General features: G+C 69.0%; 13 protein-coding genes. 9 read left to right on the top strand and 4 right to left on the bottom strand.

Features of this window, described 5'->3' with window-relative positions:
* Positions 1 to 62: 62 nt before the first annotated feature.
* From AC3WLY_RS18050 to AC3WLY_RS18065, 4 genes are read left to right on the top strand one after another with little or no spacing between them, the layout of a single operon-like run.
* The gene (locus AC3WLY_RS18050; protein WP_492309622.1) at positions 63 to 563 is read left to right on the top strand and encodes an NAD(P)H-dependent oxidoreductase subunit E; all 501 of its coding nucleotides are present in this window, start codon (positions 63 to 65) and stop codon (positions 561 to 563) included.
* Positions 560 to 2,137, top strand: a complete 1,578-nt coding sequence (locus AC3WLY_RS18055; protein WP_425130267.1) for a formate dehydrogenase beta subunit — start codon at positions 560 to 562, stop codon at positions 2,135 to 2,137. Before AC3WLY_RS18050 ends, AC3WLY_RS18055 begins: the two co-directional genes overlap by 4 nt.
* A 17-nt stretch (positions 2,138 to 2,154) precedes the next feature.
* On the top strand, positions 2,155 to 5,106 hold the full coding sequence (fdhF, locus tag AC3WLY_RS18060; protein WP_310137085.1) for a formate dehydrogenase subunit alpha: 2,952 nt from the start codon (positions 2,155 to 2,157) through the stop codon (positions 5,104 to 5,106).
* A 7-nt stretch (positions 5,107 to 5,113) separates the two neighbouring features.
* Positions 5,114 to 5,365, top strand: coding sequence for a formate dehydrogenase subunit delta (locus AC3WLY_RS18065; RefSeq protein WP_034183014.1), 252 nt, complete (start codon positions 5,114 to 5,116; stop codon positions 5,363 to 5,365).
* A gap of 8 nt (positions 5,366 to 5,373) precedes the next feature.
* Here AC3WLY_RS18065 and AC3WLY_RS18070 read toward each other — a convergent pair whose 3' ends face one another.
* Complete coding sequence (locus AC3WLY_RS18070; RefSeq protein WP_310137088.1) at positions 5,374 to 7,020, bottom strand: FAD-dependent monooxygenase; 1,647 nt, start codon at positions 7,018 to 7,020, stop codon at positions 5,374 to 5,376.
* Between the two features lie 130 nt (positions 7,021 to 7,150).
* Here AC3WLY_RS18070 and AC3WLY_RS18075 point away from each other — a divergent pair, with 130 nt between their 5' ends.
* Positions 7,151 to 8,989 carry a tetratricopeptide repeat protein gene (locus tag AC3WLY_RS18075; protein WP_492309623.1) on the top strand — a complete coding sequence of 613 codons (1,839 nt, stop codon included), beginning with the start codon at positions 7,151 to 7,153 and terminating at the stop codon, positions 8,987 to 8,989.
* Positions 8,990 to 9,081: 92 nt separating this feature from the next.
* On the opposite strand, the gene AC3WLY_RS18080 is transcribed toward AC3WLY_RS18075, so the two are convergent.
* Positions 9,082 to 10,377, bottom strand: a complete 1,296-nt coding sequence (locus AC3WLY_RS18080) for an MFS transporter (protein WP_310137090.1) — start codon at positions 10,375 to 10,377, stop codon at positions 9,082 to 9,084.
* Positions 10,378 to 11,560: 1,183 nt separating this feature from the next.
* On the opposite strand from AC3WLY_RS18080, the gene AC3WLY_RS18085 reads away from it, so the two are divergent.
* Entirely contained in the window at positions 11,561 to 11,686 is a 126-nt protein-coding gene (locus AC3WLY_RS18085; RefSeq protein WP_425130265.1) for a hypothetical protein, read from the top strand.
* A 75-nt stretch (positions 11,687 to 11,761) separates the two neighbouring features.
* On the opposite strand, the gene AC3WLY_RS18090 is transcribed toward AC3WLY_RS18085, so the two are convergent.
* Positions 11,762 to 12,451 (bottom strand): DUF2968 domain-containing protein, encoded by a 690-nt coding sequence (locus AC3WLY_RS18090; protein WP_175963696.1) that lies wholly within the window; start codon positions 12,449 to 12,451, stop codon positions 11,762 to 11,764.
* Positions 12,452 to 12,566: 115 nt separating this feature from the next.
* Positions 12,567 to 13,742: a gamma-glutamyl-gamma-aminobutyrate hydrolase family protein gene (locus AC3WLY_RS18095; protein ID WP_204425978.1), complete on the bottom strand. Its 1,176-nt coding sequence runs from the start codon at positions 13,740 to 13,742 to the stop codon at positions 12,567 to 12,569.
* Between the two features lie 279 nt (positions 13,743 to 14,021).
* Between AC3WLY_RS18095 and AC3WLY_RS18100 the strand changes: the two genes are divergently transcribed.
* The 3 genes from AC3WLY_RS18100 (at position 14,022) to AC3WLY_RS18110 (ending at position 16,737) form a co-directional block, all read left to right on the top strand.
* Entirely contained in the window at positions 14,022 to 14,702 is a 681-nt protein-coding gene (locus AC3WLY_RS18100) for a GntR family transcriptional regulator (RefSeq protein WP_175963694.1), read from the top strand.
* A 7-nt stretch (positions 14,703 to 14,709) separates the two neighbouring features.
* Positions 14,710 to 16,086 carry an amidase gene (locus AC3WLY_RS18105; protein ID WP_175963693.1) on the top strand — a complete coding sequence of 459 codons (1,377 nt, stop codon included), beginning with the start codon at positions 14,710 to 14,712 and terminating at the stop codon, positions 16,084 to 16,086.
* 138 nt (positions 16,087 to 16,224) lie between these two features.
* Positions 16,225 to 16,737 carry a disulfide bond formation protein B gene (locus AC3WLY_RS18110; protein ID WP_175963692.1) on the top strand — a complete coding sequence of 171 codons (513 nt, stop codon included), beginning with the start codon at positions 16,225 to 16,227 and terminating at the stop codon, positions 16,735 to 16,737.
* Positions 16,738 to 16,895 lie beyond the last annotated feature (158 nt).

Genomic DNA, 16,895 nt, shown 5'->3' on the forward strand with positions numbered 1-16,895 from the left:
GAAGTCACGATGCGCACTATATGAATTTCGAGCGCATATGAGACTTTGGAGGAGCATAACCGATGTCCCCGAATTCCCATGCGCCCGACGCGCTCGTCGAGCGCCATGCGCGCGCCGGCCGGTCGCTGGTCGCGATCCTGCATGCGATCCAGGACGACGCGGGCTACGTGCCGCCGGGCTGCGTCGCGCCGCTCGCCAGGGCGCTGAACCTGTCGCGCGCGGAAGTGCACGGCGTACTGACCTACTATCACCACTTCCGCACCGCGCCGCCCGCGCACGTGACGATCCAGATGTGCCGCGCCGAAGCGTGCCGCAGCATGGGCTGCGAAACGCTCGCCGCGCACGCCGAAGCCCGCACGGGCTGCCGGTTCGACGCAGCGCACGGCGATGCCGCGGATGCGCACGCGCCGGACGCCGTCGCGCTCGAATCGGTCTACTGTCTCGGACTGTGCGCGCAGTCGCCGTCGCTGACGGTCAACGGCGTGCTGCATGCGAAGGTCACGCCGGAGAAATTCGACGCGCTGCTGGCCGATGCTCTCGCCCACACGCCGGAGGCCGCATGACGACCCGCATCTACGTCCCGCGCGATTCGTCCGCGCTGGCCCTCGGCGCCGACGCGCTCGCCGCCGCGATCGTCGCGGAAGCCGAACGGCGCGGCGTCGCGATCGAACTGGTCCGCAACGGCTCGCGCGGGCTGCTGTGGCTCGAGCCGCTCGTCGAGGTCGGTACGGCCGCCGGACGCATCGGCTATGCGAACCTGTCGGCCGCCGACGTGCCGGCCCTGTTCGATGCAAACTGGCTCGAAGGCGGTGCGCATCCGAGCGGCGTCGGCATCGTCGACGCGCACCCCTATCTCGCGCGCCAGCAGCGCCTCACGTTCGCGCGCATCGGCCTGACCGATCCGCTGTCGATCGACGACTACCTGCAGCATGAAGGCCTCGCCGGCCTGAAGAACGCACTCGCGCTCGACGGCGATGCCGCGTGCGAAACGCTGATCGAATCGGGGCTGCGCGGCCGCGGCGGCGCGGCGTTCCCGGCCGGCATCAAGTGGCGCACGGTCCGGCACGCGAGCGCCACGCAGAAGTACATCGTCTGCAATGCGGACGAAGGTGATTCGGGCACGTTCTCCGACCGCCTGATGATGGAATGCGATCCGTACTGCCTGATCGAAGGGATGATCATCGCGGGCATCGCAACGGGCGCGACGGTCGGCTACATCTACGTGCGCAGCGAATACCCGCACGCGATCGCGACGCTCGAAGCCGCGATCGTCCGCGCGCGCGAGGCCGGCTGGCTCGGCGAACGCGTGCTCGGCTCCGCGCATGCATTCGAGCTGCACGTCGCGAAAGGCGCGGGCTCGTACGTGTGCGGCGAGGAAACGGCGCTGCTCGAATCGCTCGAGGGCAAGCGCGGCGTCGTGCGCGCGAAGCCGCCGCTGCCAGCGCTCGCCGGCCTGTTCGGTCAGCCGACCGTGATCAACAACGTGATCACGCTCGCGACGGCACCCGTGATCTTCGCGCGCGGCGCCGCGTTCTATCGCGATTTCGGCATGGGCCGCTCGCGCGGCACGCTGCCGTTCCAGCTGGCCGGCAACCTCCGTCACGGCGGCCTCGTCGAACTCGCGTTCGGCGTCACGCTGCGCGAGCTGCTGTTCGACTTCGGCGGCGGCACGGCAAGCGGTCGGCCGGCACGCGCCGCGCAGGTCGGCGGCCCGCTCGGCACCTACCTGCCCGACCATCAGTGGGATGTGCCGCTCGATTACGAGGCGTATACGGCGATCGGCGCGGTGGTCGGCCACGGCGGCATCGTGCTGCACGACGACACGTCGAACCTCGCCGAGCTTGCCGAATATGCGATGAAGTTCTGTGCGATCGAATCGTGCGGCAAGTGCACGCCGTGCCGGATCGGTTCGACGCGCGGCGTCGAGACGATCGCGCGCATCCGCCACGGCGACACGTCGGAGCGGCAGGTCACGCTGCTGCGCGATCTGTGCGACACGATGCTGGCCGGTTCGCTGTGCGCGATGGGCGGGATGACGCCCTACCCGGTGCTGTCCGCGCTCGACCATTTCCCCGAAGATTTCGGGCTCGCTGGCGGCAAGGATGCCGCGTCGAGCCCGGTCAAGGCTGCGGCCTGACCCAGAAGGAGCCCTGCATGTCCCTCGACACGAACAACGTCCGCCAAGGCGGCTGCGGCTCGGGCCAATGCGCGTGCAAGAGCGCCGCACAGGCGCGCGCCCGCGACCCGTTCGACGATACCGACTACGGCACGCCGCAACGCCATGCTGATACCGACGTCACGCTCGAAATCGACGGCCAGCCGGTGACGGTACCGGCCGGCACGTCGGTGATGCGCGCGGCGATCGAAGCCGGCGTCAACGTCCCGAAGCTCTGCGCGACCGATTCGCTCGAGCCGTTCGGCTCGTGCCGGCTGTGCCTCGTCGAGATCGAAGGCCGGCGCGGTTATCCGGCCTCGTGCACGACGCCGGCCGAAGCGGGCATGAAGGTGCGCACGCAGTCGGACCGGCTGCAGTCGCTGCGCCGCAACGTGATGGAGCTGTACATCTCCGACCATCCGCTCGACTGCCTCACCTGCCCCGCCAACGGCGACTGCGAGCTGCAGGACATGGCGGGGGTCGTCGGGCTGCGCGAAGTGCGCTACGGCTTCGATGGCGCGAATCACCTCAACGACCGCAAGGACGAATCGAACCCCTACTTCACGTACGACCCGTCGAAGTGCATTGTCTGCAACCGCTGCGTGCGCGCGTGCGAGGAAACCCAGGGCACGTTCGCGCTGACGATCGCCGCGCGCGGCTTCGAATCGCGCGTCGCCGCCGGCGAAAGCGAATCGTTCATGGCGTCGGAATGCGTGTCGTGCGGCGCCTGCGTCGCCGCATGCCCGACGGCCACGCTGCAGGAGAAATCCGTCGTGCAGCTCGGGCAAGCCGAACACTCGGTCGTCACGACCTGCGCGTACTGCGGCGTCGGCTGCTCGTTCAAGGCCGAGATGAAGGGCACGCAGGTCGTGCGCATGACGCCGAACAAGAACGGCCTCGCGAACGAGGGCCACGCGTGCGTGAAGGGACGCTTCGCGTGGGGCTACGCGACGCACAAGGACCGCATCACGAAGCCGATGATCCGCGAGAAGATCACCGACCCGTGGCGCGAAGTAAGCTGGGACGAAGCGCTCACCTACGCGGCGACGCAATTCCGCAAGCTGCAGCAGAAATACGGCCGCGATTCGATCGGCGGCATCACGTCGTCGCGCTGCACGAACGAGGAAACCTACCTCGTGCAGAAGCTCGTGCGTGCCGCGTTCGGCAACAACAACGTCGACACCTGCGCGCGCGTGTGCCATTCGCCGACCGGCTATGGCCTCAAGACGACGCTCGGCGAATCGGCCGGCACGCAGACGTTCGCATCGGTCGACCAGGCCGACGTGATCGTCGTGATGGGTGCGAACCCGACCGACGGCCACCCGGTGTTCGGCTCGCGGCTGAAGCGGCGCGTTCGCGACGGCGCGAAGCTGATCGTGATCGACCCGCGCCGCATCGATGTCGTCGACGGCCCGCACGTGAAGGCCACGCATCACCTGCAACTGCGCCCCGGCACCAACGTCGCGATCGTCAACGCGCTCGCGCACGTGATCGTCACCGAAGGGCTTGTTGCCGACGCATTCGTCGCCGAGCGCTGCGAGACGCGCGCGTTCGAGCAATGGCGCGACTTCGTGTCGCGCCCCGACAATTCGCCCGAGGCAACCGCCGACGTGACCGGCGTGCCGGCCGAGCTGGTACGCGCCGCCGCGCGCCTCTACGCAACGGGCGGCAATGCCGCGATCTATTACGGGCTGGGCGTGACCGAACACGCGCAGGGCTCGACGACGGTGATGGGCATCGCGAACCTCGCGATGGCGACCGGCAACATCGGCCGCGAAGGCGTCGGCGTCAATCCGCTGCGCGGCCAGAACAACGTGCAGGGTTCGTGCGACATGGGCTCGTTCCCGCACGAACTGCCCGGCTACCGGCACATCAGTGACGAGATCGTGCGCACGCAGTTCGAACAGGCGTGGTCGGCCAAGCTGCAGCCGGAACCGGGGCTGCGCATCCCGAACATGTTCGACGCGGCGCTCGACGGCAGTTTCAAGGGGCTCTACTGCCAGGGCGAGGACATCGTCCAGTCGGACCCGAACACGCAGCACGTGTCGGCCGCGCTGTCGGCAATGGAGTGCATCGTCGTGCAGGACATCTTCCTCAACGAGACCGCGAAATATGCGCACGTGCTGCTGCCGGGCTCGACGTTCCTCGAGAAGGACGGCACGTTCACGAACGCGGAGCGCCGCATCTCGCGCGTGCGCAAGGTGATGCCGCCGCTCGCGGGCTACGCTGACTGGGAAGTGACGCTGCTGCTGTCGCAGGCGCTCGGTTACGACATGCATTACACGCATCCGTCGGAAATCATGGACGAGATCGCGCGGCTCACGCCGACCTTCTCCGGCGTATCGTACGAGAAGCTCGACGCGCTCGGCAGCATCCAGTGGCCGTGCAACGAGCACGCGCCGGAAGGCACGCCGACGATGCACATAGACGAATTCGTACGCGGCAAGGGCCGGTTCGTGATCACCAAGTTCATTCCGACGCCGGAAAAGGTCACGCAGCGCTATCCGCTGATCCTGACGACGGGCCGCATCCTGTCGCAATACAACGTCGGCGCGCAGACGCGCCGGACCGAAAACGTCCGGTGGCATGAAGAGGATCGCCTCGAGATCCACCCGCACGACGCGCAGGATCGCGGCATCCGGACCGGCGACTGGGTCGGCATCGAATCGCGTGCCGGGCAGACGGTGCTGCGCGCGCTCGTGACGGAACGCATGCAGCCGGGCGTCGTGTACACGACATTCCACTTCCCCGAATCGGGCGCGAACGTGATCACGACGGAAAGCTCCGACTGGGCGACGAACTGCCCTGAATACAAGGTGACGGCCGTGCAGGTGCTGCCGGTTGCGCAGCCGTCCGAATGGCAGCGTGCATACGCGCGCTTCAACGCGGAGCAGATCGACCTGCTCGAGCGCCGCGCGAGCACGCCCGACACCGTGACGACAGGCAAGTGAGGCTTCGATGGACAACGACCACCTGATCGACATGGCCAACCAGATCGGCGCATTCTTCGAATCGATGCCCGATCGCGACGAAGCGCTGACCGGTATCGCCGAGCATATCCGGCGCTTCTGGGAGCCGCGGATGCGCCGCGCGTTGCTCGCCGCGCTCGACGATCCGTCGGGCGAAGGCGCGCAACGCGCGGCACCGATCGTGCGCGATGCGATCGCCGCGCACCGCGCGTCGCTCGTTCCTGCTCCCGCGACCGCCTGAACGCACCGCTACCCGGACACCGACATGCCCGCGAACCAGTTTTCGCAGTGGCGCAGCAGCCCGTTCGCGTCGGTCGCCGTGCGCCCGCGCGCGGCGACATACCCGTCGGGCCGCAGCAGGTAGAACGACGGCCGCGAGCGGCCGTATTCCTGTGCCAGCCCGGCGGCACCGTCGCCTTCGATATCGGTGACCCGCCACACGCGCACAGCGCCCGGCATGATCCGTTCGAGCCCCTGCACGAGCGCCTGCGCATCGGCCGCCATCGGCGGCGCAGCGCCGGTGTCTGCATTCACCGGCTCTTCGAGCAGTAGCAGCGTGAAGCTCGCCGGATCGTGCAGATCGTATAGCCGCGCCGTTCCGGGCGCCTGACCGAGCGGGCCGTCGAGCACGTGCACGAATGCGTCGGGCGCCCGCTCGCCCGCACGCGGACCGCCGTCGAGCACACGCTCCAGCGTAAGCGGACTCTTCCGGTACTGCACGCCGAGCTCGCTGACCGTGCGCCGCACCGCGTCGCGCATCGGCCCGAACGACACCAGCAGCGGCACGACATGATCGCGCAGCAGCTTCATCGCGCCGCGATCCGCCTCGACGATCTGCGTAATGAAGCCGGTCTGCCGCAACACGTCGCGCTCGATCGGATGGCGCTCGGCGTGATACGTGTCGAGCAGCCGTTCGGGCGTGCCCGCACCGAGCACGCGCGCAAGCTTCCAGCCGAGATTGAACGCTTCCTGGATGCCGGTGTTCATGCCCTGCGCGCCGGCCGGGCTGTGGACGTGCGCTGCGTCGCCCGCGAAGAATACGCGGCCGTGACGCAGCCGGTCGACCATGCGGCTCTGCAGGTGGAAATAGGACGACCACGCGAGATCGCTCGGCGAGATCGACGCGCCAACGCGTGCGCGCACGATCGCCTCGCATTCCGCGAGCGACGGGGTCGGCGCATCGGGCGACGCATCGCTGCCGGGCGGCCGGTCGGCAACGAGCCGGTAACGGCCGCCGCCCATCGGAAACAGGCCCGCCATGCCTTCGGGCGTCGTGAACAGGTGGATCTCTTCGTCCGGCCAGTCGGGTATCGCCGCGAAATCGGCGAGCAGGAAAGTCTGTTCGAACGCCTGCCCGGTGAAGCCCAGGCCGAGCAGATGCCTGACCGTGCTGTGCGCACCGTCGGCAGCGATCAGGTACGACGGCGCGAACGATTCGTCGCGGCCGTCGGCGCAACGGATCGTCACGTCGAGCGACGTGCCGCCTGCGTCGCACGCGGTCAGCGTCGCGCCACGCTCGACCGTCACGCCGAACCCGGCCAGGTGCTCGGCGAGCAGCCGCTCGGTAATGCTCTGGTCGAGAAACAGCAGATACGGGTAGCGCGTTTGCAGCGGATCGAAATCGAGCCGCGCGATCACGCGGCCGCCGGCATGCAGCGCGGCCGCATGCGCGCGATGGCCGAGCGCGAGAAACGGCTCGACCGCGCGATGCTGCTCCAGCAGTTCGAGCGTGCGTGCCTGGATGCCGATCGCGCGCGAATACGGCGCGGGCGCGGCGAGGCGGTCGATGATGCGCACCGGCACGCGGGCCCGCGCGAGGCTCATCGCCGCGGCAAGGCCGGTCGGCCCCGCGCCGACGATCAGCACGGGCGGGATATCGGGCAGTGTGTCAGCCATGAGAACCTCGATGACACGCGACCCTGCAAGTCTACGCCGCTCCGCGTGACGGGGCCATATGCCGACCGGTCGACACGCGGCACCCATGCGCGGTGTGGGAAAATACGCGCTTTCCGCCAGTTTTCGCGTCATGGATTCCGCATTCGACCGAGCGTATGCAGCACACCGCGCGGGCCGCCTCGCCGAGGCTGAGCACGGCTATCGCGCCGCGCTCGCCACCAACCCCGCCGACGCAGACGCGCTGCATCTGTTCGGCGTGCTGCGGCACCAGCAGGGCCAGCACGCCGAGGCGGCCGATCTCGTCGGCCGCGCCGTCGCGCTGCGTCCGGACGATGCCGCGCTGCAGCTCAATCTCGGCAACGCGCTGAAAGCGCTCGGCCGGCTCGACGAAGCGATCGACCGCTTTCGCAACGCGCTGACGCTCGCGCCCGAATTTCCGCTCGCGCACTACAACCTCGGCAACGCGTATGCGGCACTGCAGCGCCACGAGGATGCGATCGACGCGTTCGGCCGCGCGCTCCGGCTCACGCCCGACGACGCATCGATCCACAACAATCTCGGCAACGCGCTGAACGCGCTCGGCCGCCACGACGACGCGCTCGCAGCGTTCCGGCGCGCGCTCGAGCTGCGGCCCGGGCATGCGGGCGCACACAACAACCTCGCGATGGCGCTGAACGCGATGGGCCGCGCCGACGACGCGATCGCGCACTTCCAGGCCGCGATCGCCGCGCAGCCGCGCTTCGTCGCCGCGCATTTCAATCTCGGCAACACGTTCGATGCGGTCGGCCGGCATGCCGAGGCGGCCGCCGCGTTCGAAGCCGCGCTCGCGCTGCATCCGCCGTTTCCGCTCGCGCTGTTCGGGCTCGCGAACGCACTGTGCGCGCAGGCACGCCACCGCGACGCACTGCCCTACTACGAGCGCGCCGTCGGTCTCGATCCGTCGTTCAGCCTGGCGTGGCTGAACCTCGGCAACGCGCATCACGCGCTCTGCGCGCACGAGATGGCGCTGCGCGCATTCGACCAGGCGTTGCGCGTAGAACCCGATCTCACGCTCGCGCGGCTGCACCGCGCAGTCACGCTGCTGACGCTCGGCGACTTCACGCGCGGCCTGCCCGCGTACGAAGCGCGCCACGAGACGCCGGGCGCGATCCCGCTCGGCACGCTGCCGCGCTGGCAGGGCGAGCCGATTGCGTCGCGCACGCTGCTGATCCGCGCGGAACAGGGGTTCGGCGACACGCTGCAGTTCGTCCGCTTCGTGCCGCTTGCCCGCGCACGCTGCGCGTGCGTCGTGCTCGAAGTCCAGCCGGAACTCGTGCCGCTGCTGGCGCCTGCCGCATCGCGCTGGCGCGTGACGCTCATCGCGCAAAGCGCCGCGAAACCGCCGGCTGCGGACGTCGCCTGCACGCTGATGAGCCTGCCGTTCCTGCTCGGGCTTCAGCCGGCGGACATCGTCGGCGGCTCGCGCTACCTCGACGCGCCCGAAAGCGCTCGCCGGCGGTTTCGCGGCTCGCTCGGCGGGCAGTCGAAACGCAAGTTCGGCCTCGCGTGGTCGGGGCGCCGCCAGGCACAGGAAAACCGTTCGATGCCGTTCGACGCGCTCGCGCCGCTGCTCGCGCTGCCGGACATCGACTGGATCGTGCTGCAGCCCGCGCTCGACGACGACGAACGTGCGCGCATCGACGCGCATCCGCGCGTGCATCGCCTCGACGGACGGCTGAACGACTTCGCCGATACGGCCGCGCTGATCGAGCGGCTCGACGGCGTCGTCACGATCGATACGGCTGTCGCGCACCTCGCGGGCGCGCTCGGCAAGCCGCTGTGGGTCATGCTGCCGTTCGCACCCGACTGGCGCTGGTTCACCGGCGACGACTGCCCGTGGTATCCGCAGGCCAGGATCGCCCGCCAGCCCGCGCCGGGAGCGTGGCTCGACGTGGCGGCCATGGTCGCCGACAAGCTGCGCGACGCCTGAACGAAGACGAAAAAAGGAGCGTGCTGCGCTCCCTTTTTTTCGATGCAATGCATGCGGCCGGCGCCGCGCGATGTGCAATGTACGAGCGCCTGTCAGGCCGCCTTGTACTGATTGCGCGCGTCGGGCGTGCGGTACAGCACGAGCGTTGCAATCAGCCCGCAAATCGCGGCCACGCTCAGCCACAGCCCCGGCGCCGCCTTGTTGCCCGTCTGGTGGATCAGCAGCGTCGAGATCGCCGGCGTGAAGCCGCCGATCGTCGTCGCCAGGCTGTACGCGAGCGAGAAGCCGGCCGTGCGCACGTCGGCCGGCATCACTTCGGTCAGCGCGACGACCATCGCACCGTTGTACGACGCGTACAGGAACGACAGCCACAGCTCGACCGCAAGCAGCCGCAGGAACGACGGATCGCCGACGAGCCACAGCACGGCCGGGTAAGCCGACAGCAGCGTCAGCACCGTGAACGCGATCAGCACCGGGCGGCGGCCGATACGGTCGGACAGCGCGCCGGACAACGGCAGCCACACGAGGTTCGAGATGCCGACGCAGACAGTCACGACGAGCGCGTCGAGCGACGACAGGTGCAGCACTTCCTTGCCGAAGGTCGGCGTGTACGCGGTGATCATGTAGAACGACACCGTCGTCATGATCACCATCCCCATGCCGGCAACCACGACGCCCCAGTTGTCGAGCATCGAGCGCATGATCTCGCCCATCGACGGGCGGTGGCGCTTCGCGAGAAACTCGTCCGTTTCCTTCAGCGAACGACGGATCAGGAACAGGAACGGCACGATCAGGCAGCCGATCAGGAACGGAATGCGCCAGCCCCACGCGGTCATCTCGTCGACCGGCAGCGCGCGATTCAGCAGCACGCCGACGAACGCGGCGAACACGACGGCCACCTGCTGGCTGCCCGACTGCCACGACGTATAGAACCCCTTGTGGCCCTTCGTCGCGATCTCCGACAGGTAGACCGACACGCCGCCGAGTTCGACGCCCGCCGAGAAACCCTGCAGCAGCCGGCCGAGCAGCACGAGCACCGGCGCGAGCACGCCGATCGTCGCGTAGCCAGGTATCGAGGCCACCGTGAGCGTACCGAGCGCCATCAGCCCGAGCGTCAGGATCAGCCCCTTGCGGCGGCCGTGATGGTCGATGTACGCGCCGAGCACGATCGCACCGACCGGCCGCATCAGGAAGCCCGCGCCGAATACCGACAGCGACAGCATCAGCGACGCGAATGCGTTGCCGCTCGGGAAGTAGGTTTTCGCGATGGCCGACGCGTAATACCCGTAGACCATGAAGTCGTACATTTCCAGGAAGTTGCCGCTGACGACCCGGAACACGGTGCGGAATTTCGATTCCTGCGCGATGGCGTGTGACGCTGTGGACATGTTTTTCTCGCTCGGCTCGGATGGCGCGAATCCGCGCCGCATGGATCAGACGACGCCCGCGGCGCCGGACCGGCGCCCACGGGCATCGCTGCCCGCCGGCGGCGCGCCGCACGACGACGCGCGCACCGGCATGGTCCGCGAATGATGCCACGCCAAGCCGACATTTGCCTTGTGTCGCCCCTGCTGCCGCCGTCGCGGCATTCGACTCGTACGAGTCGCCCCGAAACGGGCGCGAAAATCAGACTGATCTGATCGACCGGCTCTCGCCAGCCGACCACAATGTCACGATTTGCGACGAGATTTCCGCGCCGCGGCCGGCACGGTTGCCTGTGTCGCACGGCGCACCGCCCTCATGACTCCATCGCCCCTCGTCCCCGTCGAAGGCGCGCTCGCCCGCCCTCGCATCGCTCCGCTCGATCACGTACCGCCGTTCGGCCGCGAATGGACCTTTCGCGGCGCGCCCGGTGCACGGCCCGGCAAGCACTGCCTCGCCACACTGACGACGTCCTGCATCGACGTCGACCGGCCTCACCGCGCGTGCCGCTGGCAGCCATGGCCCGTGGCGGCGTCAGCACCGAATCCGGCAGGGGCGCCGGTCGCGCCGGCTGCAGTTGCCGGCAGACGCTCCCGACGCACCGTCCAAGGCTCTCGCGACCGACGTGCGATGTACGCAATCTGCTGGAGCATCGGCGCGTTCGGCATCATCGGCTGGCTGATCGCCGCGCACGAACCGTCCACGGGCTTCGAGCCTGCGCCCACGATCCAGATGGCCGGCATTGCGCCGGACCACACCACGTCATCGACCGGTACCGTGCGAGTTGCCGCAGTTCAGTCCGGTACGTCGACAAACACGTCACCACGGCGCACGGTGGCGACACCCGTCACGAAGACTGCAGAATCGCCACCGGCCACGCACCATGCCGCGCCTCGTCCTGCGTCGCTTCGCACAAAGGCAACGTCCGACATGCAGCGCGCCGCCACTGCATCGCCGCGTCGAACAAACGGCACGCGCACGACGGCGGCACCGGCCCGGATACCGACCGTGCCGCAACTGGCTGCACGTCCGCCAGTCCTGAGCAATGCAGCCAGCACTCGCGCCCGCGATCGACTCGCCCCGCCGCCGCGCTCGACGGACACACGCGATGCACGCGACACACTCTACGATCCGCTCACGCTGATCGCGATGGCAAATACGCTGCGCGCCGCGCAGCCTGCCCGTGCGGCGCATGCGCCGGCCGCCGGCTTCGACTGGACGTCGCAACTGTCCCATCGTCGCGTCACCGACACACCGGACGCGTTCGCGCACTGACGGCCGCTCAATAAAAAACCCGGCGAAGATCGCTTCGCCGGGTTTTGCTCGTCTCTCCGTCCGTTTGACGACTCGTTACTTGTGCGAGGGCAGCCCCGTCTCGGTCTGCCTCTCGAGTTGCCGCACCTGCTCCTGCAGATCGCGCAACTGCATCTGCGCGGCCCGCTTCTCGACCTGCAGCGCCAGCGTCTGCTCCTGGGCCGACTTTTGCCGCTGTACGACTTCGGCCTGCTGGCTGCGCGCGACGCTCAGATCGGCCTGCAACTGCTGCGCACGATTCGCCTGCAGCGCGATCACGCGTTCGAGGAACGCCTTCTGCGCCTGCAGCTCGGTACGGCGAATCTCGATATCCGCGAGCTGCACGGTCTGCTGAACGAAGTTCGCATACACCATTTCCGCGCGGTTCTTCTCCTGCGACCGGATCACGCGCCACAGATGCTTGTCCTGGAACAGCGCGACGTAGTACGTCATCTCGCGCGGATCGAACATCAGGCTCGCGCCGTAGCTGCCGTTGTACGTCGTGCGCATCTCGACGATCCGGCCGTCGTGCAGCATCTGCGTCAATTCGGCGACGTTACCTTGCGTGCTCGCGTCCGACGCGGATGTCGCCGGCGCCGCATCGCCGCTCAGGCTCGTGACCGCCGGACGCGTACCGGCGACCGGCGCGGTCGCGTCGGCGGACCAGGCCGCGCCCGCTTGTGCGCAGGCGGCCAGTGCAACGATCCACGTTGCGCATCGTGCAGGGAAAAAGTTTCGGAAAGCCAACGTCAGACTCCGGCGAACGAATCGGGACTCGCGATTATCGTTCAAAACAAAACGGCCGCATCTCGAATTTATCGGGATGCGGCCGGCCTGCGTGCGACACGAAGAATGCGGCTTGCTACAGACGGGTTTCGCGCGCCGCGCGCAGGAACGCATCGAGCAGCGGCGTGCAGTCGAGCAGCTCCGAGCCGCCCGCGCGATGGAACTCGGGGTGCCATTGCACGCCGACGACGAACGGCGAACGCCGATGGCGGATGCCCTCGATGATCCCGTCGCCGGCCGACACCGCCTCGATGTTCAGATCGCGGCCGAGATCGCGGATCGCCTGGTGGTGGATCGAGTTGACGATCGCTTCGCTGCGCCCGGGGAACATGCTCGCGAGCGTCGACGAGTCGGGGAAGCGGATGGCGTGGCGATGCTGGTCGTAATGCTCGCTCACGTGCGCATTCGCGGTCGGCACATCGGTGGCGATGTCCTGGTACAGCGAGCCGCCAAACGCGACGTTGATCAACTGGCAGCCGCGACAGACACCGAGCACGGGTTTGCCGGATTCGACGAACTCGTGCAGCAGCTCGAGTTCGTACATGTCGCGCACGCGGTCGCCCGGCCATTCGGGGCGGGCGTCCGACGCCGCGTAGGTTTGCGGCGACACGTCGGCGCCGCCTTGCAGCAGCAGGCCGTCGAGATGCTTCGCGTAGTCGCGCAGGCGGATATTGCTCGGATGAATCATGCCCTGGTGGCCGACGGTCGGAATCATGAACACGAGCACGTCGCGCGACATCACCCAGTGTGCGATCGATTCCTCGAGATACTGCAGCGTCTTGCCACGCAGCCCCTTCGCGCCCGGTTCCGGATGGAAGATCCGCGCCGACACGCCGATGCGCAGCGTGCGCTGCGTGATGCGCTGGCCCGCGCGGTCGAACAGCCGGCGCGCGCGCGCCGCGATGATCCGGCCGAACACCGACCACGGCGTGTCGCTCTGCTTCAGGTAGGCCGGCGGCGCATTCTGCGCGCTCGCGGGCGGCGGCCGCGGTGTATCGAAATCGGGCGGCGCGCCGAACCCGGGCGGCGGCGAGCCGGGCTTCGGCGGCGCGGCGGCGCCGTCGCCCGCGGCACCCGCCGCACCCGGCTCGGATGCGGCCGTAACGGGCGACGCGCCGTCCACGGCGACGTTTTGCGCGGCAGCCTGCGCTGCCGGCGCATCGGGCGTTTTCGCCGGATCGGGACGGGGAGAATCGGAAGAAGCGGAAGAGGTGCCGGGCAGACCGGCCGGGGAAAGCGTGTTTTCGCTCATGACGATGGTCTGGTACGTCGCTCACGCGTATGGATAAACGAGGATTCATTATGCTTCAGTGCACGATCGCGCGGTAAACCTGCAACATCCTGTCGACATTGTTGCAAGTCGGTGGCAGGCCGTGCCGGGGAGCGCCCGCGTTCGCGTGCCGGCGACGCCCCGCGTCGCCGCGTGAACTGGACACCAGTGATATATCACAATAATATCCACGGATTGTCCATGCTTCCCGATCGCCCGCGCCATGATCGCGCCCCGTCCGGCCGCCGCGCCGCAACCCGCATGAATGCCCTGACCGACGTCATCCGCGACCGGCCCGCCGCGTCGGCGATCAGTCTCGCCGACCGCGCCTACGCGCTGATCCAGCGCGACATCATCACGATGCGCCTGAAGCCGGGCGCCGCGCTCAACGAGGCCGATCTGGTCGCGCGCACGGGGATCGGCCGCACGCCTGTGCACCAGGCCGTGCACCGGCTCGTGCTCGAAGGGCTGCTGTCCGTGATGCCGCGCAAGGGGCTGATGGTGCAACCGCTGTCGCTCGACGACATCGTCGCGGTAATCGACGTGCGGCGTATCAACGAAGCGCACTGCGCCGAACTCGCCGCGCGCCATGCGACGCCCGACGATCTCGCGCGCATGGCCGCGCAGCTCGACGACGGGCAGGCCTGCGTCGACACGCACGACGTCGAAGGCATGATGGAACTCGATCGCGCGTTTCATCAGGCGATCGCCGCGGCCGCGCGCAATGCGGTCCTCGCCGAAATCCTGCGCGCGCTGCACGAGCGCTCGCTGCGCTTCTGGTTCGTCACGCTGTCCGAACCTCACCATCTCGCCGACGTCCAGCACGAGCATCGCGAACTGTTCGAACGGCTGTCCGCGCGCGACGCCGCCGGCGCGCGCGCGGCCGTCGAACGCCATATCGATTCGTTCCGCTCCACGCTTCTTCAACATCTTCGCCCCTGAGCCGCCCATGACCACGTTCACGCCCTTCCCCCCGCTCGCCCAGCTCGCCGCCGACCTCGCCGCCGGCCGAACCACGAGCCGCGCGCTCGTCGACGCCGCGCTCGACCGGATCGCCGATCCGTCGGGCCAGGGTGCCGTCGTCTTCACCGAAGTCGATGCCGACAACGCGCGCGCGGCCGCCGACGCGCACGACCGGCTGCGCGCCGCGGGCACCGTGCTGTCGCCGCTCGCGGGCATTCCCGTGTCGGTGAAGGACCTGTTCGACGTCGCAGGCCAGGTGACGCGCGCGGGCTCGCGCGTGCTCGACGGCGCGCCGGCTGCGCGCACCGATGCGGTCGCCGTCGCGCGGCTCAAGCGCGCGGGCGCCGTGCTGGTCGGCCGCACCAACATGAGCGAGTTCGCGTTCTCCGGGCTCGGGCTGAATCCGCACTTCGGCAATCCGCGCTCGCCGTACCACCGCGACGTGCCGGACGACGCCCGGATTTCCGGCGGCTCGTCGTCGGGCGCGGCCGCGTCCGTCGCCGACGGAATGGCCGCCGTCGCGCTCGGCACCGACACGGGCGGCTCGATCCGCATTCCGGCCGCCCTGTGCGGGCTGACGGGCTTCAAGCCGACCGCGAGCCGGATCCCGACGCAAGGCGGCGTGCCGCTGTCGACGACGCTCGACTCGTTCGGCCCGATCGGCCTGACGGTCGCGTGCTGCGCGCTCGTCGACCGGATGCTCGCGGGCCTCGAACCGCACGTGCCGGCCGCACGGCCGCTCGAAGGCGTGCGGCTCGGCGTGCTGACGAACTACGTGACGGACGGCGTCGATGCCGACGTCGCGGCCGCGCTCGACGCCGCGCTCAAGCATCTCGAAGCCGCCGGCGCGATCGTCACGGAAGTGCGCTTCTCCGCGCTCGACCGGCTGCCCGACATCAACCGCTTCGGTTTCTCGCCGATCGAGGCGTACGCATGGCATCGCCCGCTGCTCGCGCGGCACCGCGACCAGTACGACCCGCGCGTGCTGACGCGGATCCTGAAGGGCGAACCCGCGAGCGCGGCCGACTATCTCGACCTGCTCGCCGCGCGCGCCGCGATGCTCGACGAAGCCGCGCACACGGTCTGGTCGCGCTTCGATGCGCTCGTCGCGCCGACGGTGCCGGTCGTGCCGCCGCGCATCGCGGAACTCGAAGCGGACGACGCCGCGTTCACTCGCACCAATGCGCTGATCCTGCGCAACCCGAGCGCGTTCAACTTCCTCGACGCGTGCGCGCTGTCGCTGCCGTGCCATCCGCGCGACGCGGCGCCGGTCGGCCTGATGCTCGCGGCGGCGCCGCATCGCGACGACGCGCTGCTCGCGATCGGCCAAGCGGTCGAAGCCGTGCTGAACACGATCCGCTGACCGCGCCAGCCGATCGACGGCGGGCGATGCGCGCGGTGCGGCAGGGTGCCGCACGCGCGTTGTCAGTTTCGTGCCAGACCGTTCGCGCTAAAATCGCGCGATTGTTTTCCGGACCGACCCACGAGGAACCCCGCCGACATGAACGACTACACGCTTGCGCTACGCCGCGAACGCCGCCTGCTGATGCTGCTCGGATGGGTGTGCATCGCCCTGCTGGCCGGTGCGCTGTACCTGCAGTACGTGAAGAACGAAGATCCGTGCCCGCTGTGCATCATCCAGCGCTACTTCTTCGCCGCGATCGGGATCTTCGCGTTCCTGGCCGCCGGGATCCGCCACTGGCGCGGCATCTGGGTGCTCGAGCTGCTGATCGCGATCGCCGCGGCCGGCGGCGTCGGCACCGCCGCTCGGCACCTGTCGATCCAGATGAATCCGGGCTTCAGCTGCGGCTTCGACACGCTGCAGCCGATCGTCGACAGTCTGCCGCCCGCGCAGTGGTTCCCCGGCATGTTCAAGGTCGCCGGGCTGTGCGAGACCGTCTACCCGCCGATCCTCGGCATCCTGCTGCCCGGCTGGGCGCTGATCGGCTTCGCCGCGATCCTGATTGCGGTCGTCGCAAGCCTCTGGCGTCATCGCCGCAAGCTCGCGGCCTGACCGGCCGGCCGCTTTGGCGACGCCCTGCGCGCGCGGCCCGCTCAGTCGGGCCGCGCAGCCGCCGGTCCGTCGTCGCCCGGTCGTGCCGGACGCCTTCGCAAGCCGCATCCGGCCAGCCACACGTAAACCCCTACCCCGCCGCTGCCCGGATTTCCGGG

It is taken from the genome of Burkholderia sp. FW306-1C-G01B, assembly GCF_058781685.1.

Bases quoted from the DNA above. Each gene is read 5' to 3' on its own strand.
- AC3WLY_RS18065 (WP_034183014.1), top strand. From the start codon at position 5,114: ATGGACAACGACCACCTGATCGACATGGCCAACCAGATCGGCGCATTC.
- fdhF (WP_310137085.1), top strand. From the start codon at position 2,155: ATGTCCCTCGACACGAACAACGTCCGCCAAGGCGGCTGCGGCTCGGGC.
- AC3WLY_RS18070 (WP_310137088.1), bottom strand. From the start codon at position 7,020: ATGGCTGACACACTGCCCGATATCCCGCCCGTGCTGATCGTCGGCGCG.
- AC3WLY_RS18075 (WP_492309623.1), top strand. From the start codon at position 7,151: ATGGATTCCGCATTCGACCGAGCGTATGCAGCACACCGCGCGGGCCGC.
- AC3WLY_RS18050 (WP_492309622.1), top strand. From the start codon at position 63: ATGTCCCCGAATTCCCATGCGCCCGACGCGCTCGTCGAGCGCCATGCG.
- AC3WLY_RS18080 (WP_310137090.1), bottom strand. From the start codon at position 10,377: ATGTCCACAGCGTCACACGCCATCGCGCAGGAATCGAAATTCCGCACC.
- AC3WLY_RS18110 (WP_175963692.1), top strand. From the start codon at position 16,225: ATGAACGACTACACGCTTGCGCTACGCCGCGAACGCCGCCTGCTGATG.
- AC3WLY_RS18085 (WP_425130265.1), top strand. From the start codon at position 11,561: ATGGCAAATACGCTGCGCGCCGCGCAGCCTGCCCGTGCGGCGCATGCG.
- AC3WLY_RS18055 (WP_425130267.1), top strand. From the start codon at position 560: ATGACGACCCGCATCTACGTCCCGCGCGATTCGTCCGCGCTGGCCCTC.
- AC3WLY_RS18095 (WP_204425978.1), bottom strand. From the start codon at position 13,742: ATGAGCGAAAACACGCTTTCCCCGGCCGGTCTGCCCGGCACCTCTTCC.
- AC3WLY_RS18100 (WP_175963694.1), top strand. From the start codon at position 14,022: ATGAATGCCCTGACCGACGTCATCCGCGACCGGCCCGCCGCGTCGGCG.
- AC3WLY_RS18105 (WP_175963693.1), top strand. From the start codon at position 14,710: ATGACCACGTTCACGCCCTTCCCCCCGCTCGCCCAGCTCGCCGCCGAC.